Annotated in this window: 15 protein-coding genes, 1 tRNA gene, 2 rRNA genes and 1 pseudogene (1 of these 19 running past the window's edge); 6 read left to right on the top strand and 13 right to left on the bottom strand. The window is 65.3% G+C overall.

Translation table 11 applies throughout. The features are described 5' to 3' along the window. Position 1 precedes the first annotated feature (1 nt). From purU to NBE95_RS04755, 3 genes are all read right to left on the bottom strand, one after another. Positions 2–886 carry a formyltetrahydrofolate deformylase gene (gene purU / locus NBE95_RS04765; protein ID WP_289894835.1) on the bottom strand — a complete coding sequence of 295 codons (885 nt, stop codon included), beginning with the start codon at positions 884–886 and terminating at the stop codon, positions 2–4. An 89-nt stretch (positions 887–975) separates the two neighbouring features. Beyond that, entirely contained in the window at positions 976–1,866 is an 891-nt protein-coding gene (gene folD, locus NBE95_RS04760) for a bifunctional methylenetetrahydrofolate dehydrogenase/methenyltetrahydrofolate cyclohydrolase FolD (RefSeq protein WP_289894710.1), read from the bottom strand. Between the two features lie 219 nt (positions 1,867–2,085). After that, positions 2,086–2,649 (bottom strand): hypothetical protein, encoded by a 564-nt coding sequence (locus tag NBE95_RS04755; RefSeq protein WP_289894709.1) that lies wholly within the window; start codon positions 2,647–2,649, stop codon positions 2,086–2,088. Here NBE95_RS04755 and NBE95_RS04750 point away from each other — a divergent pair. From NBE95_RS04750 to NBE95_RS04740, 3 genes are all read left to right on the top strand, one after another. Further along, positions 2,648–4,003: an IS1380-like element ISPme1 family transposase gene (locus NBE95_RS04750; RefSeq protein ID WP_012112698.1), complete on the top strand. Its 1,356-nt coding sequence runs from the start codon at positions 2,648–2,650 to the stop codon at positions 4,001–4,003. The genes NBE95_RS04755 and NBE95_RS04750 overlap by 2 nt on opposite strands. A 240-nt stretch (positions 4,004–4,243) precedes the next feature. Then, positions 4,244–4,885, top strand: coding sequence for a glutathione S-transferase N-terminal domain-containing protein (locus NBE95_RS04745; RefSeq protein WP_289893952.1), 642 nt, complete (start codon positions 4,244–4,246; stop codon positions 4,883–4,885). A 47-nt stretch (positions 4,886–4,932) separates the two neighbouring features. Further along, positions 4,933–5,358, top strand: a complete 426-nt coding sequence (locus NBE95_RS04740; RefSeq protein ID WP_289893951.1) for a nuclear transport factor 2 family protein — start codon at positions 4,933–4,935, stop codon at positions 5,356–5,358. A 45-nt stretch (positions 5,359–5,403) separates the two neighbouring features. On the opposite strand, the gene NBE95_RS04735 is transcribed toward NBE95_RS04740, so the two are convergent. The 4 genes from NBE95_RS04735 to NBE95_RS04720 form a co-directional block, all read right to left on the bottom strand. Next, positions 5,404–6,195 carry a phosphoadenosine phosphosulfate reductase family protein gene (locus NBE95_RS04735; RefSeq protein WP_289894708.1) on the bottom strand — a complete coding sequence of 264 codons (792 nt, stop codon included), beginning with the start codon at positions 6,193–6,195 and terminating at the stop codon, positions 5,404–5,406. Then, positions 6,192–8,549 (bottom strand): patatin-like protein, encoded by a 2,358-nt coding sequence (locus NBE95_RS04730; protein ID WP_289894707.1) that lies wholly within the window; start codon positions 8,547–8,549, stop codon positions 6,192–6,194. Before NBE95_RS04730 ends, NBE95_RS04735 begins: the two co-directional genes overlap by 4 nt. A gap of 109 nt (positions 8,550–8,658) precedes the next feature. Beyond that, positions 8,659–10,383 (bottom strand): M14 family zinc carboxypeptidase, encoded by a 1,725-nt coding sequence (locus tag NBE95_RS04725; RefSeq protein ID WP_289894706.1) that lies wholly within the window; start codon positions 10,381–10,383, stop codon positions 8,659–8,661. Beyond that, a complete protein-coding gene (locus tag NBE95_RS04720) occupies positions 10,383–11,543 on the bottom strand; it encodes an iron-containing alcohol dehydrogenase (protein WP_289894705.1) in 1,161 nt (386 codons plus the stop codon). Before NBE95_RS04720 ends, NBE95_RS04725 begins: the two co-directional genes overlap by 1 nt. A 183-nt stretch (positions 11,544–11,726) precedes the next feature. Here NBE95_RS04720 and NBE95_RS04715 point away from each other — a divergent pair, with 183 nt between their 5' ends. Both NBE95_RS04715 and NBE95_RS04710 read left to right on the top strand, forming a co-directional pair. Beyond that, entirely contained in the window at positions 11,727–12,497 is a 771-nt protein-coding gene (locus NBE95_RS04715; RefSeq protein ID WP_199259922.1) for a DeoR/GlpR family DNA-binding transcription regulator, read from the top strand. Positions 12,498–12,599: 102 nt separating this feature from the next. Further along, a pseudogene (locus NBE95_RS04710) lies at positions 12,600–12,704 on the top strand (IS5/IS1182 family transposase); the annotation flags it as partial. Positions 12,705–12,892: 188 nt separating this feature from the next. Here the strand turns inward: NBE95_RS04710 and NBE95_RS04705 are convergent. From NBE95_RS04705 to NBE95_RS04695, 3 genes are all read right to left on the bottom strand, one after another. Further along, a complete protein-coding gene (locus NBE95_RS04705; protein WP_289894704.1) occupies positions 12,893–13,144 on the bottom strand; it encodes a hypothetical protein in 252 nt (83 codons plus the stop codon). A 184-nt stretch (positions 13,145–13,328) separates the two neighbouring features. Then, positions 13,329–13,742, bottom strand: coding sequence for a VOC family protein (locus NBE95_RS04700; protein ID WP_289894703.1), 414 nt, complete (start codon positions 13,740–13,742; stop codon positions 13,329–13,331). A 140-nt stretch (positions 13,743–13,882) separates the two neighbouring features. Then, complete coding sequence (locus tag NBE95_RS04695) at positions 13,883–14,329, bottom strand: SRPBCC family protein (RefSeq protein WP_289894702.1); 447 nt, start codon at positions 14,327–14,329, stop codon at positions 13,883–13,885. A 48-nt stretch (positions 14,330–14,377) separates the two neighbouring features. Between NBE95_RS04695 and NBE95_RS04690 the strand changes: the two genes are divergently transcribed. Next, complete coding sequence (locus tag NBE95_RS04690) at positions 14,378–14,737, top strand: metalloregulator ArsR/SmtB family transcription factor (protein WP_289894701.1); 360 nt, start codon at positions 14,378–14,380, stop codon at positions 14,735–14,737. A gap of 632 nt (positions 14,738–15,369) precedes the next feature. Here NBE95_RS04690 and NBE95_RS04685 read toward each other — a convergent pair. The 3 genes from NBE95_RS04685 to NBE95_RS04675 all read right to left on the bottom strand — a co-directional run. Beyond that, positions 15,370–15,446, bottom strand: a tRNA-Met gene (locus NBE95_RS04685). A 53-nt stretch (positions 15,447–15,499) separates the two neighbouring features. Further along, a 5S ribosomal RNA gene (gene rrf, locus NBE95_RS04680) occupies positions 15,500–15,614 on the bottom strand. A gap of 88 nt (positions 15,615–15,702) precedes the next feature. Continuing rightward, positions 15,703–17,786: ribosomal RNA gene (locus NBE95_RS04675) — 23S ribosomal RNA — on the bottom strand (it continues 748 nt past the right edge of the window).

Here is a 17,786-nt window from a genome sequence, read left to right as displayed (position 1 = left end):
CTCAGCCCATGCGCTCGGATGCGTAGCTTCCGGGCGATGCCGGGAAGACGACGGTCTTGTTGCCGTTCAGGAACACCCGGCGGTGGATATGGGCGTGGATGGCCCGCGCCAGCACCTGGCTTTCCACGTCGCGGCCCAGCGAGACATAATCCTCGGGCGATTGCGCATGGGTCACCCGGATGATGTCCTGCTCGATGATCGGGCCCTCGTCGAGGTCGGCGGTCACGTAATGGCTGGTGGCGCCGATCAGCTTCACCCCGCGCTCGAAGGCCTGCTTGTAGGGGTTGGCGCCCTTGAAGCTCGGCAGGAACGAGTGGTGGATGTTGATGATCCGCCCCGACATTTCCTTGCACATCTCGTCCGACAAGACCTGCATGTAGCGCGCCAGCACGATCAGCTCGGCCTCGGTCTCGCGCACGATGCGCATCTGCTCGGCCTCGGCCTGCGGCTTGTTCTCCTTGGTGACCTTGATGCAGTGGAAGGGCAGATCGTGGTTCACCACCACCTTCTGATAGTCCATGTGGTTCGAGATCACCGCCACGATCTCGATCGGCAAGGCGCCGATGCGCCAGCGATACAGAAGGTCGTTCAGGCAATGCCCGAAGCGGCTGACCATGATCACCACCTTCATCTTCTCGGATTCGTCGTGGATGGCGTATTGCATGGCGAAGGGCTTGGCCGGCTCGGCCAGGCCCTCGCGCAGATCCTCCAGCCCCACGCCCTCTTCCGAGACGAAGCTGACGCGCATGAAGAACTTGCCGGTTTCGGTATCGTCGAATTGCGAACTGTCGGTGATGTTGCAGCCATGCTCGGCCAGAAAGCCGGCCACGGTGGCGACGATGCCGCGGGTCGAGGGGCAGGCGACCGTCAGCGTGTATTTCTTCATCAGGCTCTCCACTGAAAAGGGCACGGGGCCCGATTTTCCTTCTTGTGCAAATCGGCGGGCATCCGGGGACACCCGGCCCTGCGCATGTCTCAGGCGGTCAGGCCCTCGGGCTCGGGCCAGCCATGGGCCCGGCAGCAGGCGGTCAGCGTGTTGGCCAGCAGGCAGGCGATGGTCATCGGCCCGACCCCGCCCGGCACCGGGGTGATGGCCCCGGCGACCTGGGCCGCGCTGTCGAAATCGACGTCGCCCACCAGCCGGGTGCGGCCGTCCTCCTCGATGCGGTTGATGCCGACGTCGATCACCGTCGCCCCCGGCTTGACCCAGTCGCCGCGGATCATCCGCGGCCGGCCGACCGCCGCGACCAGGATGTCGGCGGTGCGGCAGAGCCCGGCCAGATCCTTGGTCCGCGAATGCGCGATGGTCACCGTGCAGCTGTCGCCCAGCAAAAGCTGCGCCATCGGCTTGCCGACGATGTTCGAGCGCCCCACCACCACCGCGTTCAGCCCGGAAAGATCGCCAAGCCGGTCGCGCAACAGCATCAGGCAGCCCAAGGGCGTGCAGGGCACCATGCTTTTCTGCCCGGTCCCCAGCAGCCCGACATTCGAGATGTGGAACCCGTCCACGTCCTTTGCCGGGTCGATGGCGTTGATCACCCGCTCGGCATCCATGTGCCCGGGCAGCGGCAGCTGCACCAGGATGCCATGCACCGCCGGGTCGGCGTTCAGCCGGCCGATCAGCGCCAGAAGATCCTCTTGCGGGGTCTCGGCCGGCAGCTTGTGCTCGAAGCTCGCCATGCCGGCCTCGCGGGTCTGGATGCCCTTGTTGCGGACATAGACCTCGCTGGCCGGATCCTCGCCCACCAGCACCACCGCAAGACCGGGAACCACACCGTGCGCCGCCTTCAGCCGCCCCACATGCTCGGCAACCCGCGCCCGAACCCCGGAAGCAAAGCCCTTGCCGTCGATGATCTGTGCCTTCATGCGCCCACCTCCTTCGCTATCCGCGCCGTGTCCGGACGGTTTCAACCGACCGCCACCTTCGCGCATAGCGCAGACGCCGGCAGCTGCAAACCCGGACCAAATGGCGGGCCTGTCCGTACCGGTTTCGCCTCTATCCCTGTTGGCGCAACTTTCCAACCGCGCCGCGCAAGAACCCCGCCGGTTTGCGACAGCGCGCCGCGCTTTTGCGACGCGGCTGCGTCAGCCCAGCAGATAATTTGCGACAGTCCCGGCGCCGACCCCCATCAGCGCCAGCGCCACCAGCCCCAGCAGCCAGCGCAGCGCCTGCGACAGGCTGGCCCGGCCGCGCAGCCAGCGGCCGAACAGGTAGAGCAGCAGCCACAGCGCCACCGCGGCAGCCAGCAGCGCCCAGCCGGCCCGGGCGATGCCCGAGCCGAGCCAGAACCCCAGCAGACCGATGGCAAGGCCGGCCAGCATGGCCAGATACAGCATCTTGTCGGCCAGCATCCGCCAATAGCTGCCCGGCATGGCAAAGCGCGCGAAGCCCGAGATCAGCCCGCCGCCGGCACGCAGCGCCGCCGCCGCCCGGCTGCCGAGGATGCGCAGGATGCCGTCATCGGGCAGGTCGTCGATCATCCGCGACAGGATCGCCATGCTGCGGCTGCTCCAACCGGCGATCTGCGGCGCGCGCGGACCCAGCGGCTTGAACCCACATTCTCCAAGTAAGTCGCTGATTTCGCTGTCGTAATCGTGATATTTCGCATATAAATCATGGCGTTGACGGCTGCGAGGGGCGCGTTTCATGGATCACCTGGAGGGTGCGGGCTTGGCGCGGGGAGATCGGGTTGATTTCGACCGCCGTGTGCGTCTGGAGTTCCGTGGTGCGCAGATCAGTTCAGACGGTGGCCTGCTGGTGATGCGCGAGCTTGATGACGTGCTCGGCCTGTCCAATCTGGCGTCGGAGGCGCTGCGAGACAGCCGCACCGGGAAGAACACGCTCCATCGGCTTGACGGATTGTTCCGGCAATCGGTGTTCGGACGACTGGCCGGATACGAGGATGTGAACGATGCCGACCGCTTGGCCCTCGATCCCGTGATGCGTCAGGTCGTTGGCGGCAGGGCCGTCGAGGCGCAAGCTGCTTCGGCATCGCAGATGGGACGGTTCGAGACCGAGACGCTGGCTCTGGCCGCGAACCGGGCGGCGCTGGCCGATCTGAACGGCCAATGGATCGACCGGTTTCATGACCGCAACGGGTTGAAATACATCGTGCTGGACATGGACAGCTCGGTCAGCCCCACCCACGGCGATCAGGAAGGTGCTGCCTGGAACGGGCATTTCGACTGCACCTGCTATCACCCCATCTTCTTGTTCAACCAGTTTGGCATGCTGGAGCGCTGCGCCCTGCGTAACGGCAATGTCCACAGCGCCGATGGCTGGCGGGATGTCCTTGATCCCGTCATTGCCCGATATGCTGGCCGCGACCTTGGTGGACGCTTCTTCCGGGCCGACGCTGCCTACGCGATCCCCGCGATCTATATGCGGCTGGAAGAAGCCAGGTTCTTCTACGCCATCCGTCTGCCCGCCAACGCCGTCTTGCGCGAGAAGATCGCGCATCGGCTGACACGGCCCGTGGGACGGCCTTCGCTGACCAAGGTCAAACGGTTCTTCGAGGACTTCGAGTATCAGGCGGCGTCCTGGGACAAGCCGCGCCGCGTCATCGCCAAGATCGAATGGCATCCGGGCGAGCTGTTCCCCAAAGTCGGCTTCATCGTCACCAACCTGCCGATGGAGCCAGACTGGGTGGTGAGGTTCTACAACCAGCGCGGCACCGCAGAGCAGCACATCAAGGAAGGCAAATATGCCTTTCGCTGGACGCGGCTGTCATGCCGGAAGTTCCGGCACAACGAGGTGCGGCTGCAACTGCACGCGCTGGCCTACAACCTGGCAACCTTCCTGCGCTGCATCGAACTGCCCGAGGCCATGGCGGACTGGTCGTTGACCAGCCTGCAACTCAAGCTGATCAAGATCGGCGCCCGCGTCGTCCGCCACGCCCGCGCCATTACCTTCCAGTTGGCCGAGGTCGCCGTCACCGGCCCGATGGTGCGGGCCGTCCTTGCCGCCATCCGCCGTCTTCGAACGCCTCCGTCATGCGCATGACCACGATCCATGCCCAAGCTGAACGAAAGCGGCAGGACAGGTCCGTCTGCCGCGCGGAAAAGCGGCTCTGCCGGGCCAGAATGCTGCGGGTTCGAGGCTTGATCCACCCGACTTCGGCCGTTTGCGCGACGACAGACACCGCTCGGGGCGAAAAACGCTTGCCCAGCGAGCAAAATCAGGCGATCTTGAAGTCAAGCGGCAGGCCACTTGGGGAATGTCGGGATATTGGCAGGCACAATCATGACCCCCATCCAGCTTTACAGCTACCAGACTCCCAACGGCCACAAGGCCTCGATCATGCTCGAGGAAACAGGGCTCCCTTATGTCGTCCATGTCGTGGATATCGAAAAGGGCGACCAGTTCCGGCCAGAATTTCTCGCACTGAACCCCAACAACAAGATCCCGGTGATCGTTGACCCCGACCGGAGCCGGACGGTGTTCGAGAGTGGCGCGATCCTGCTCTACCTTGCTGATCGCTCGGGTGTGCTGAAGCCGGCGAACGACATCGAGGCCGGGCTCACGCTGCAATGGATGCTCTTTCAGGCGGGGCATGTCGGGCCGACGCTCGGCCAGCTCTGGAACTACAAGATCTTTGCCGCCGAAAGGCTCCCGCAGGTGATCGCCCGTTTCGAACGGGAGACAGCCCGCATCCTGCGGGTGCTGGATGGCCAATTGGAACCAAGACCATATCTTGTCGGCGATCTTTTCGGTGTCGCCGACGTGATGACCTGGCCATGGATCAACGCTGCCGTATCCAAGCTTGATGTCGATCTCGGCCAATACCCGAATGTCGCCCGCTGGTTTGCTGAAATCGCGGCGCGGCCGGCTGTGCAACGCGGTCTCCGCGTTCCGGCTCACGATGACCAGGAAACGCTCCCATAGAAATTCGCGGGTGTCTCATAGCCGCTACTCGCAAAAGGAGAACAAAGATGGGCGCTCCCTCTCCCGAACTCTGCAATCTTTGGCTTGCGCGCGCCTTCAATGCGCAGGACGTCGAAGCCGCTGCCGCCATGTACCATCCCGAAGCGTCGATCGTTCAGGTCGACGAGGTCCATGGCGGCACCAGCATCGCGCGCGGCGCCGAGGCTATCCGTAAAACGATGGCCGGCTATATCGGGCTGAAGCCCCATATGGATGTGATCACCCACCACACGACCGTTTCCGGCGACTTTGCGATGACACGCTCGCAGTGGTTGATCAGGGGCATGGACAAGGAGGGCAAGCCGACGAAAGTGCATCATCATGGCATGGAAGTTCACCGGCGCCTAAGCGATGGGACCTGGGTCTTCTTCCTGGACCACCCCTTTGGCGCCGATCCGAGCTGGGCAATCGAAGCACCACCACATACAGAATAGCTGAAATGCTTCGCGCCTCGGGGCGCAATGAGACCTGTTGCCGTTCTACGATGGTTGCTCCAGTGGCCACACCTCGACGACGCCGTGTGCGACAGCGCAGGGGGTCCGCGAGACCATGTCTATGGCCTCGGCCAAATCGGCAGCTTCGATTATGGCAAAGCCAGCCACCGGCAAGGACGACGTCATGAACGGTCCATTTGCCGTTTCCACCTGAGCGGCGTCGGGATTGCGCACTTGCACAGGAGCGCCCGCGATACCCATCAACGCTCCGTCTTTCTGCAGCGTCGCATCATGAGCATGGGCCTTTAGAGCGGTGATTTTCTGTCGGATGCCAGCCAAGAACACGGCCTCTTCGTCGGTCAGCGGACGGGTGGGCCAGCCTTTCACATAGAGCATGTTCTTCGGGATTGTCGCCTCGATGCTGGAGCGGATGGCGGCGATCTCCTTTGCGCGCGCCAGTCGGTCGCGCAGATCGGCATCGAGCAGATCCGGCGCAATGTCGCCCAGCCAGCGCCCGCCCTGGAAGGCAAAGCCGCTATCAGCCTCAAGCGTGACCATGCGTCGGTAGAGCGGCGCGGCCTCCGGCTGGCGCGCGGCCGCTGCAAGGTCGGGCAGGCTGGACATGATGCAGAAGCGGCAGCTCACGCGGGACATGCCGAAGCAGCGGTAAGCAGGGTGACAGGCCATGCCGCTCGCGTTGATTGCCGAAAAAACTTCCTGTTCCGTCCATTCCAAGATGGGGCGCCAGTCGATCAGGTTGCCGGTTTTCGCATGACTATAGATCGTGGCCTTCGCTCGTGCTGCGCTCTCCTGGCGGCGGATGCCGGTGACATTCACCACATGCTGCCTGGGAAATCTGCGTTGAAGGCGCTGTAATGGGCGCGGAACCGGTCCAGGTCCAGCGCGGCGGCGTCCTTGACCCCCAGCGCCCGGGCGGCGGTTTCCTCGAACGCATCCTCGTCGATGCCGGAATCGCGCAGCTTGGCCTTGAGCAGCGCCAGCCGCCGGCCCTCGCCGGCCTGGTCGCCATATTCCTCGGCCAGGATCTGGTTGTGCAGCGCCTCGGTCCAGGTCTTGCGCGCCTCGGGGCTGCGGTCCGGCATCAGCGCCGCGATGATGCGCTCGGCGCCGTCGAGCCGGCCCCAGAGGATGTCATGCTCGCGCCAGTCGCGGTTGAGGAAGCCGCCGAAGGCGCCGACGGCGATGCCCGCCAGCTTCGCGGGGCGGCCGTTCAGCATGCTGTCGGCGGGGCTGATGCGGAACACCTCGACCTGCGAATGCTCCTGCAACTCGGACCCCTCGAGGAAGGGATAGGTCATCACGTCATGCCAGTGGAAGCCGTCATAAACCTGCTGCAGCGCCGGCAGACGCAGCAGGTCCAGCCCTTCGCGGATACGGGCGCTGCCCTGGTCGAAGGCTTGCCGCATATCGACGCCAAGCTGCGCCAGCGCCCTGTCGACCAGCGGGCGGATCGCCGGTTTCTCATAGACCTGGCGTGCCAGCTCGTAACGGTTCTGCAGGGTCGGCTGTTGCATCGCCTCGCCGTAATGGCGGCCGATCTCGTGGGTCAGACCGGCAATTTCGTCGCGGTTCAGCAGCGTCTCGGCATCGGCTTCCAGCGGAGTGGCCAGGCGGCGGACGGCGGCCAGCTCGTTCTCGACCAGCAGCCGGGCCGCGCGCAACATCTGCGCCGAATCCGGCGGCAGCGGCGCATCGGGGCCGGGGTCCAGCCGCCTGTCGATCTCGGCCCGCAGGTGGATCAGCCGCCGCAACCGGAAACCGATGTCATAGCGCGACAGGAAGGCGCTTTCCGTCTCGCGCCCCGGCTGGTGATAGGCCGAGAAATGGTCGTCCCGCCAGGCGCGCAGGATCTGGCGCAGATACAGCGCCTCGTCCGAATCCGGGGCGTAGCCGGCCAGGCGGGCGACGATGCCGGTCAGGCTGTCGCTGGTGTCATAGACCCGCAGGTGGTGATAGAGCGGATAGCTGCTGCCATAGCCACGCTCCATCTGATCGGCCAGGTCCAGCAGGTCCAGGTTTTCGGGCTTCGTCGGCTCGTCCATCGCCTGGCCGCGCATCGCCGCCTGCCGTTGGTCGCGCGCCCAGCGGGCCTGCAGGGTGCCCAGCCGCTCCAGCCGGGCGTTCATGCGGGTGATGGCGCGGATGTCGTCGCGGATCACCTCGGTCCGCGGCAGGGTCGAGGCGGCCAGCCGGGCGTTCTGCAGGAAATCCACCGGCTCGGGCGGCGGCGGCGGCGCCACGCCGGTCACCGGATCGGGCGGGCGGCGCTCCTCGGGGAAGGGGTCGATGAACAGGAGCTTGCGCTCGCCCGGCAGGGTGGTCGGGCGGAAGGGGATCAGGTCGATCGCATGGCTGAAGGGCCGGTTGTCCAGATAGCCGCCATCGGCGAACAGCCGCTGCTCATGCGGCCAGCCGCGCGGGAAGAAGCGCGCGTAATCCGCCCGCCGGGCGTCCGCGGGCATGTCGGCAAAGCGCATCGGCGGAAAGGCCACCGGAAAGGACGAGGTGCAGCGTGCCGCAAAGGCCAGCATGGCATCGTTTTCCGGCGAGAAATCGTTGCGTCCCTCGCGCCCGCCGTCATAGGCGAAATGAAAGACCGTCTTGTGGATCTTTTCGTCCAGCCGCGCGCCGGTCAGGTGGATCGGCGCCGGCACGCCTTGCAGGTCGGTGGCGGTGACGAACAGGTCCACCATTTCCGACAGCGGCTTGCCGTCGCCCTTGATGCGGGCGATGGTCTCGTGCAGCACGCCATACATGTGGCCGCCGTCCAGCAGCGACTCGGTCGGGCGCAGCCGGGCGGCGCGAGCGGTGCGGTCGTTCAGCAGCAGGCCGATATCGGCCTTGTCCGTCCAGGCGTCGCGCAGCACCGCCATGTCGCGGCTGCCCACCACCAGCGCCTTGGCCAGCGCCACGCCGTTGATGCCGCCCGCCGAGGTGCCCGAGATGATGTCGATCACGAAGCGCTTGCGCCCGCCGCGCGGGCCGGCCAGCTCGCGGGACAGGCGGCGATAGATCATCTCGCCCGGCGCCAGCTCCTCGTCCGGCAGGTCGGAACTGCCGCGCACCATGCGCAAAAGCTCTTGCGCGATGCCGTTCATGTAGATCGCCAGCGAGACGCCGCCATAAAGGACGACCGCGAAACGCACCTCACCCGTAGCCTGTTCGACCATGATCTTTCCCCGAACCACAGTGCAAGGCCCCGGCCGGCAGTTCCGAAAGCCATTCCGTTTCAGCAGGATATGGGCAAAAGACCGTTTTGTCTTGGGCGTTTTTCAACCATCACGCGCCGGGCAGGTCGCCAAGCTCCAGCTCTTGCAGAGCGTCATAGGCGGCGATGACGGCGGCGCGCTGCGCCTCATGCGCGGCGATGAAGCCGTCGCCCAGCAATGTCTGGTCCGGGCATTCGGTGACCAGCACCAGCGGCATGGGTGCGCGCATGTCCTGGGTCAGGATGCGGATGAAGCCCTGCGGCGCCTCCGGCGCCAGGCCATGCCGCCGCGCCAGCGCCAGTTGCGCGGCGTTGCGTTCGGCCAGGCCGGGCAGCTGGCGCAGCCGGGCGATCACCGCCTCGGCCAGCCGGGCGGCGGCGGCGCCCCAGCCGGGATGATGGCGCAGGATCAGGAAGAAGCCGCGCGGCATGGTCCAGCTTTCGAAGCCGCGCGGCACATAGCCGCTGAGCGGCCGGGTCCATTCATGCGCCGGATAGCCGTGCAGGCTGACATGCAGCAGCGCCGCCGACAGGCAATAGGCCTGGTCGCGCAGCGCCCGTTCGGCATCGGGCGGACCCTGGCGATAGTCCAGGTCGTCGCCCAACGCCGTATAGCGCGCGGCATGCAGCATGTGGCGCGGATTGTCGCGGGCGAGCCGCTGGCGCAGCGCATAGCCGTCCGGGTTCTCCAGCGGGCAAAGCGCGAAATGCGCGCCTTCGCGCCCGGCAAGCTCCTGCGCGGCGCGCAGCGCGCCCACCGGGCCCGAGACCTCGTTGGCATGCTGCCCGGCCGAGATCATCACCGCCCGGTCGCGCCCCGGCAGGTAACGGCCCTCGATCATCCGGCCGGCGACCGAGCGGGCGTGGAAGGGCCGGCCCGGCAGACGTGACAGTTCGGTGGCGATCTGCTGCGGCGACAGCGCCTCGCGCGCCTGGTCGAGCGGCTGGCAGCCGGCCTCCTCGGCGCTGCGCTGCCAGGGTCGGGTCTCGATGCGCAGGGCGTGCTTGTCGCCCTGACGGACGCGCGGCACGATCTGGCCGGGACGCAGGCCGCGGTCGCCGGGGGGCCGGCCGAGGCGGTGCCGGAAATGCTCGATCAGCGAGAAATACAGATCCTCGTGCAGCGCCTCGACCAGCGACACCGCCTCGTCCCCCCAGCCCAGCGCCCGGTCGCGGACCGGCAGCGTGGCCGAGATCTCCAGTTCCTGGAAGAACGGCGCCTTCTGCCAGGGCGCGGCGGCGACGGTGCGCATGGCGTCGCGATACAGCGTCTCGTAATCGGTCAGCAGCGGCTCGCCCTGCCCGTCCTGGACCAGCCAGCCGCAGGGCGACAGCGCCGGCTGCATGGCGTGGTCGCGATGCATGCGGTTGGGCGCCGGCACCGTCATCTCGCGCCGCATGCCCGAGACATAGCCGAGGCTCAGCTGATAGACCGGCATGGCGGCGCTGTCCGGCCCTTCCTGCAGGTCGAATTCGGTCAGCGGGAACAGCGCCGGCAGCGGATAGGCCTCCAGCAAAAAGCGGCCCGGCGCGGCCTCGGGGTGGCGCGGGCAGATGATCCGCGCCTCGGCCAGCCCGGCGGTCTCGATCTCTTCCAGGAAGGCGTGCAAGAGCGGCTTGTAGGCCGAGCGGCAATGCGCCCGCACCCCGCGCAGCGCCAGCGCCGCCTCGGCCGCGCGGCGGGTCGGCGCGTCGTCGAAGCTCCAGATCTCGGCGCGGGCGCAGGTGAGCTCGCGCACAAGCCGCGCCAGCGTGGCGGGATAGCTCGCCTGAAAGAGCAGCCGGGTGTCGTCCATCAGCCCGCCTTGCGCAGAACCTCGCACAGCTGCGCGACCGTGGGCGGGAAGGGATTGCCCTTCATCGAGGAACTGGCCAGCGACGCCTCGGCCACCGTCTGGTGCCGCGCCGGATCGAGGCCCTGCGCCCGCAGCCCCGGCAGGCCGGCGTCACGCGCCCAAGCGGCCAGGGCCTGCGGCGCCTCGGCCGCGTCGCAGCCCAGCACGGCCGCCACCTCGGCGCAGACCTCGCGGATGCGGGCGGGATCGCGGGTATGGGCGCGGTTCATCTCCAGCACCGGGCCCAGCAGCGCGCCGCAGATCGCACCATGGGCGGCGGTCGTCACGCCGCCGATCACCCCGGCCAGCCCGTGCACGGCGCCAAGCCCGCCATTGGCCAGCGCAATGCCGCCGCACAGGCTGACCCAGGCCATGGTGTCGCGCGCCGGCGCGTCCTCCTCCTGCATCAGCCGTTTCAGCGCCTGCAGGCCCGGCCGGATCACCGGGCGCACCAGCGCATCGGTGAAGGGCGTGGCCTTGCACGAGACCCAAGGCTCGATCACCTGCGCCAGCGCGTCGAGGCCCGAGGCCAGCGTCACCGCGCGCGGGCAATGGTCGGTCAGCGCCGGATCGACGATGGCCAGCCGCGGCAGCATCCGTTCGTCGCGGATCGAGACCTTGCGGCCATGGTCCGGCAGGCCGATCACCGCGTTCCGCGTCGCCTCGGCCCCGGTGCCGGCGGTGGTCGGCAGGGCGATATAGGGCAAGGGCGGAACCGACAGCGGCAGGCCGCGCCCGACCACCTCGAGATGATCCATGATCCCGCCCGGCGCCGGCACCAGCCCGGCCAGCGCCTTGCCCAGGTCCAGCGCCGCGCCGCCGCCCAGTGCCGCAACCCAGGCCGGGCCGAAATCCCTGGCCCGCGCCAGGGCGTCCTCCAGCATCGGCAGGCTCGGCTCGGCCCCGCAGGCGAGGGTCAGCACCTCGGCGCCCTCGGCGCGCAGGGCATCGACCAGCCAGGCGGCCCGGCCGGGATCGGCGCCATGGACCAGCACGCCGCGCGGGCCATGGGCACGGATCGCCGCAGGGGCCTTCCGCGCCTCGCCACGGCCAAAGACGGTGCGGCCCGGCAGGGCGAAGGCAAAGGAGGCAAGACCCGGAAAAGCGGCGGAATCGGTCATAGCTGGCCTGTTTGCTGCGTTGCGCCGCAAGCTGCACCGGCCCCGACGGGGGGTCAAGCGGCTTTCGTTTCGGGCTGGACCACGTCCGATCCGAACATCGGCGCCGCCCGTGCCCGACGCAAGGAACGCTTGCGCGCAGAAGCGGATCGCTTACAGTGAAGCCGTTCCAGCATGGAGAGCCCCTTGGCCCTCAGCATCCGCCAGAGCGAAATCCTCGAACTCGCCCGGGCCGAGGGCCGCGTGCTGGTCGACGACCTCGCCCAGCGTTTCGAGGTGACGCTGCAGACCATCCGCCGCGACCTGGGCGAGATGGCCGAGGCCGGATTGCTGGACCGCGTCCATGGCGGCGCCGTGCCGCGGGCCGGCGCGGTGAACCTGGGCTACGAGGCGCGGCGGCGCATGAATGCCGAGGCCAAGGCCGCCATCGGCGCGGCCTGCGCGGCGGAAATCCCCGACAATTGCAGCCTGATCCTGAACCTGGGCACCACCACCGAGGCGGTGGCCCAGGCGCTGATCCATCATTCCAACATCACCGTGGTCACCAACAACATGAACGTGGCCAATATCCTGCTGGCCAATCCGGGCTGCGAGATCATGGTGGCCGGCGGCGCGCTGCGGCGCTCGGACGGCGGGCTGGTCGGCGAGCTGACGACGCAGTTCTTCGAACAGTTCAAGGTCGATTACGCGGTGATCGGCACCTCGGCGCTGGATCATGACGGCGACCTGCTGGATTTCGACCTGGCCGAGGTGCGGGTCAGCCGCTCGATCCTGCGCCAGTCGCGGCGCGCCTTCCTGGTCACCGACCATTCCAAGCTGGGCCGCCCGGCCCCGGCCCGCATCGGCAGCCTGTCCGAACTGGACGCGGTCTTCATCGACCGGCCGCTGCCCGAGGATCTGATGCGGCGCTGCGCCGAATGGGGGACCGAGGTGCGGGTCTGCCCGCCCGCCGGCTAGGCCCAGATCACCGCGGCCTTCACCGCGAAGCGCGGATCCCGCCAGCCGGCCCGGCTGGCGATTGCAGCGGCACTGCCGCCCTGTTGCGCAGATGCCTAAGGCGATTGGATGCCGGCGGACAGGGGCCATCACGCTGATGGGTTCGGGGATGCGTTGAAAGACACCGGGATAAAGATGTGCGTTCCCGGCCGGATAAGCCGCAAGAAAGCTGCTCAAGATACGACAGGTGCCCCCATCGCCTTCCTCTCGTCCGGCGCCCGTGCCGCTCCGGGTCCATTCTGGCTCCGAAATCCATGAGGCTGGGGCTGGTTGCCTCTGTTGTTATGGCATCCGTTTAATTCGGCACAGGTCCAACAGCGCCCAATCCGCGGCCCAGGCAATGCGCGGATATCGCATCATCCTCGCAGCCTGACTTCGCTGAGCGGATGCCCCGTGTCGATGAACAGGCGACCCGTCGGTTGCAATGCGGCCCGCAACCGGTCAAGGGCGCGTTGCCCGATCTCCGGGTGGCGGCCGTCCAATGCCCCGGCACGCATCGCGAAGGCGATGTCGAAGGGCGCCTCATCGGGCGGCAATTCGAAATCCTCGACCGCCGTTTGCATGAATCGCAGGCGACCGGTGGCGATTTCCGCCTTCGATCCGGCCACCGCGCTTTCGATCGCCTTGGCCGAGCGGTCGATGGCCAGGACGAAGCCGTTCCCGACGCGGCGGAAACCGCCCGGGCCGCCACGCCCGGGCCACAGCCGATTTCCAGCACCCGATGACCCGGCGCCAGCGGCAGGGCGTCCACAAAGCACGCAATCCGGTTCGAAATCCGCGGGGCCATGATGTTCAGGTCTTGTCGGTCACCTTCGGCCACCAGGTTCCGAAGCACCACAGATTGCCCTCGGGGTCGCGGCAGATAAATTCGCGGCTGCCATAGTCGCGGTCGGTCAGCCCTTCCTCGATCACCGCACCGGCCGCCTTGGCGCGGGCGAACATCGCATCGGCATCGTCCACGGCGATATAGAGCGACCTGCCGCCCTGCGCCGATGGCTTGCCAACCAATTCGCCGTAAGCGTCCTCCCTGTCGTCGCCGCACATGATCATGGACGAGCCGAAGGCCAGCTCGGCATGGGCGACCTTGTCGCCATCCATGTATTTCGCGTGGGTGGTGAAACCGAAGGCCCGTTCCAGCCATGCGATCATCGCCGCCGCATTGCGAAAGCGGAAGGTCGGGTAGATGCGCGGAGCCTCAGGCATCATGCGTTCCTCCTTTGAATGATGCTCAAGGATGACATGCTGCCAGGGCCGCCGTCTTGAAGAAAGTGTCGCCGGCCAAGCGGATCTGGCGCCAGACCGCTTGACCCCGATGGCGGAACAGGGCGGATACCTGCGGGCAGCGGCTATTTATAGAAGCCGTCGCGCAGGTTGATGCCGTGCTCCAGCCATGCCTTCAGGGCGCAGATCATGCCGGTCCAGCCCTCGCTATTGGCCAGGCAGCCCTTCAGCCCCGCCTCGGTCTCGGGCCAGCCATATTCGCTGATCCGCACCAGCGTCCGCCCGTCCTCCAGGGCCTGGAAGGTCATGGTCACGGTGGTCCAGATGCGCGGCTCGCTGTCGGTTTCCCATTGCAGGGTAATGCGCTCGTTGGGGACGACCTCTTGCACCAGGACCGGGAAGGCGCCGGGGAAATCGTGGAAATCCCAGGTTACTTCGGCCCCGGTCTCCAATCGCCCCCTGGCGCCGCCGGTGGTGAAGAATTTCGACAGCCTGTCGGGATTCACGACGGTTTCGAAGACCTCTTCGACCGGTTTCGCGATTCGGCCGCCGACGGTGAATTTCAGTTCCATGTTGCATTCCTCCTTGTGCTGCACCCCATTATGTTATATTTTTATAACATGTCAATCGAAGATCAGGACGACGCGCTGTTCAAGGCGCTGGGGCACCGGGCACGCCGGCAATTGCTGGACCTGCTGAAGGAGGGCCCGAAGACCACCGGCGCGCTGTGCGAGGCGCTGCCGCAACTGGACCGCTGCACGGTCATGCAGCATCTGCGGGTGCTGGAGGCGGCCGGGCTGGTCGTGGTCGAGCGGCGCGGGCGGGAAAGATGGAACCACCTGGACGCGCTGCCCATCCACGCGCTGCACGAACGCTGGATCGGCCCCTATGCCGCCTATGCGGCAACCATGCTGGGGGCGTTGAAGCAGGCGGCGGAGGACAGCCAGCGCTTGAAGCATGACCGAACCCTGCCGGAGTGAGCGCCGCCCGTCGGGCCAAGGCTGTCATGCGGGGACCTCGCACCGCTTGCACACCAGGCGCCGAATACGTCGCCGAGCGCAATCGCCTGGCCGCCAGCCATGTCGATGACCGGGCCGTCAAGGAAAAGGAGTTGGCAAAGGTCATCAAGGAACAGGACGCACTGCTCTCCGGCCTGCCGCCCGAGCGCATCAGGGCGAAGATGGAACAGCTGGAGACGCGTCAGAAGCAGTTGGAACGCCAGCTCTCGGCCTCCCCTGCTTCGGACCCGATCCGCATCCATCCGGGCATGGCCAGGACCTATCACGCCCGGATCGGCCAGCTGATCCGCGGCCCCTCCGATGCCGAGAGACAAGAAGAGGCCAAGGAGGCGCTGCGCGCGCTGATCGATAAGGTGGAAGTGGTGCCGGTCCCGGCAGAGGAAGGCGAGACCGGAAACCCGGCCTGGCGATCCATCTTCACGGCGCCTTGGCCAGCTTGTTGCGCCTGGCACCAGGGCAGCCGGTGCATGAGGTTGTTGAAGCGGCGGAGCAAATGCAAAAAGCCCCGCGGAAAGCGGGGCATGGAGTGTCAAACAGTGCGCATCAAGGAGATGCACAAAGTCAATATACTGATAACATTGAATAATTATGGTTGGTTGCGGGGGCAGGATTTGAACCTGCGGCCTTCAGGTTATGAGCCTGACGAGCTACCGGGCTGCTCTACCCCGCGGCAGGGCATGTTCTGTCGTTGATCGTTTTGAGGGATGTATCGCTTCTTTTCAGGTCTGGCGGTGACCTACTCTCCCACGTCTTTTGACGCAGTACCATTGGCGCGACGGCACTTAACGGCCGAGTTCGGGATGGGATCGGGTGTTTTGCTCGTGCTTTGGCCACCAGACCGGAAAAGAAGCGATCGGCGTTTCCCGTTTGGGAAGTGTTGTCCAAGGATGCTTTTGGAAGCGAGACAGGTCTGTCTTCTTCCGGATCAAATCAAGCCAATCGAGCCATTAGTACCGGTCAACTGAACGCATTGCTGCGCTTACATCTCCGGCCTATCGACGTGGTGGTCTTCCACGGCTCTCAAGGGATACCTTGTTTTGAGGGGGGCTTCACGCTTAGATGCCTTCAGCGTTTATCCTGTCCGTTCATAGCTACCCAGCACTGCCGTTGGCACGACAACTGGTCCACCAGTGGAACGTTCACCCCGGTCCTCTCGTACTAGGGGCAACTCCTCTCAAGTATCCTACACCCACGGCAGATAGGGACCGAACTGTCTCACGACGTTCTAAACCCAGCTCACGTACCTCTTTAAACGGCGAACAGCCGTACCCTTGGGACCTGCTCCAGCCCCAGGATGAGATGAGCCGACATCGAGGTGCCAAACGATGCCGTCGATATGGACTCTTGGGCATCATCAGCCTGTTATCCCCAGCGTACCTTTTATCCGTTGAGCGATGGCCCTTCCACTCGGGACCACCGGATCACTATGGCCGACTTTCGTCTCTGCTCGACTTGTCAGTCTTGCAGTCAGGCTGGCTTCTGCCATTGCACTCAACGAGCGATTTCCGACCGCTCTGAGCCAACCTTCGCGCGCCTCCGTTACTCTTTGGGAGGCGACCGCCCCAGTCAAACTACCCACCACGCAGGGTCCCGGACCCGGATAACGGGCCGCGGTTAGACATCAAGAGTGCGAAGGGTGGTATCTCAAGGATGGCTCCACAGCGACTGGCGTCACTGCTTCGATGCCTACCACCTATCCTGCACATCACAATCCTGATGCCAGTGCGAAGCTATAGTAAAGGTGCATGGGGTCTTTCCGTCTAACCGCGGGAAGTCTGCATCTTCACAGACAATTCAATTTCGCTGAGTCCACATTTGAGACAGCGGGGAAGTCGTTACGCCATTCGTGCAGGTCGGAACTTACCCGACAAGGAATTTCGCTACCTTAGGACCGTTATAGTTACGGCCGCCGTTTACCGGGGCTTCAATTCAAGGCTTGCACCTCTCCTTTTAACCTTCCGGCACCGGGCAGGCGTCAGACCCTATACGTCGCCTTACGGCTTCGCAGAGCCCTGTGTTTTTAGTAAACAGTCGCCACCCCCTGGTTTGTGCCCCCCGCCCATACTTGCGTACAAACGGGGCCTCCTTCTCGCGAACTTACGGAGGTATTTTGCCGAGTTCCTTAAATGTGGTTCTCTCAAGCGCCTTGGTATTCTCTACCAGTCCACCTGTGTCGGTTTAGGGTACGGTCTTGTGGAGGGCTATTTCCAGGAACCGCTCACCAGCCCTTCCAATCCGATAAGGAAGAACTAGCTCTGCGATCCGTCACCATCTCCTGGCCCAGGAATATTAACCTGGTTCCCATCGACTACGCCTTTCGGCCTCGCCTTAGGGGCCGGCTTACCCTGCTCAGATTAGCTTTAAGCAGGAACCCTTGGACTTTCGGCGACAGGGTCTCTCACCCTGTTTGTCGCTACTCATGTCAACATTCTCGCTTCTGATCACTCCACCGGATGCCTTACAGCCCGGCTTCACAGTCAGAACATTGCCTCCGTTGCTTGCGAACAAGCAAAAGAGGCAGCGTTCTATATCACAGAACGCTCCGCTACCGCGTGCATAAATGCACACCCAAAGCTTCGGCTCGTGGCTTGAGCCCCGTTACATCTTCGCCGCAAGACCTCTTGATTAGACCAGTGAGCTGTTACGCTATCTTTAAAGGATGGCTGCTTCTAAGCCAACCTCCTGGTTGTTTTGGAAGTCTCACATGCTTTCCCACTTAGCCACGAATTGGGGGCCTTAGCTGTTGGTCAGGGTTGTTTCCCTCTCCACGACGGACGTTAGCACCCGCCGTGTGTCTGCCAGATAGTTCTTCCCGGTATTCGGAGTTTGCTTAGACTCAGTAAGGCTGTGGGCCCCCATCATCCATGCAGTGCTCTACCCCCGGGAGAATTCGTCTGACGCGCTACCTAAATAGCTTTCGCGGAGAACCAGCTATCTCCAGATTTGATTGGCCTTTCACCCCTAGGCACAAGTCATCCCGACCTTTTTCAACAGGTGTGGGTTCGGCCCT

Source organism: Paracoccus sp. TOH (assembly GCF_030388245.1).
GTDB lineage: Bacteria > Pseudomonadota > Alphaproteobacteria > Rhodobacterales > Rhodobacteraceae > Paracoccus > Paracoccus simplex.
The sequence above is the reverse complement of the archived record's forward strand: the minus strand, read 5'-3'. Positions and strand labels throughout refer to the sequence as shown.

Excerpts from the sequence above, each read along its gene's own strand:
- purU (WP_289894835.1), bottom strand. The coding sequence starts at position 886 with ATGAAGAAATACACGCTGACGGTCGCCTGCCCCTCGACCCGCGGCATC.
- folD (WP_289894710.1), bottom strand. The coding sequence starts at position 1,866 with ATGAAGGCACAGATCATCGACGGCAAGGGCTTTGCTTCCGGGGTTCGG.
- NBE95_RS04750 (WP_012112698.1), top strand. The coding sequence starts at position 2,648 with ATGGATCACCTGGAGGGTGCGGGCTTGGCGCGGGGAGATCGGGTTGAT.
- NBE95_RS04755 (WP_289894709.1), bottom strand. The coding sequence starts at position 2,649 with ATGAAACGCGCCCCTCGCAGCCGTCAACGCCATGATTTATATGCGAAA.
- NBE95_RS04745 (WP_289893952.1), top strand. The coding sequence starts at position 4,244 with ATGACCCCCATCCAGCTTTACAGCTACCAGACTCCCAACGGCCACAAG.
- NBE95_RS04740 (WP_289893951.1), top strand. The coding sequence starts at position 4,933 with ATGGGCGCTCCCTCTCCCGAACTCTGCAATCTTTGGCTTGCGCGCGCC.
- NBE95_RS04730 (WP_289894707.1), bottom strand. The coding sequence starts at position 8,549 with ATGGTCGAACAGGCTACGGGTGAGGTGCGTTTCGCGGTCGTCCTTTAT.
- NBE95_RS04725 (WP_289894706.1), bottom strand. The coding sequence starts at position 10,383 with ATGGACGACACCCGGCTGCTCTTTCAGGCGAGCTATCCCGCCACGCTG.
- NBE95_RS04720 (WP_289894705.1), bottom strand. The coding sequence starts at position 11,543 with ATGACCGATTCCGCCGCTTTTCCGGGTCTTGCCTCCTTTGCCTTCGCC.
- NBE95_RS04700 (WP_289894703.1), bottom strand. The coding sequence starts at position 13,742 with ATGATGCCTGAGGCTCCGCGCATCTACCCGACCTTCCGCTTTCGCAAT.
- NBE95_RS04695 (WP_289894702.1), bottom strand. The coding sequence starts at position 14,329 with ATGGAACTGAAATTCACCGTCGGCGGCCGAATCGCGAAACCGGTCGAA.
- NBE95_RS04690 (WP_289894701.1), top strand. The coding sequence starts at position 14,378 with ATGTCAATCGAAGATCAGGACGACGCGCTGTTCAAGGCGCTGGGGCAC.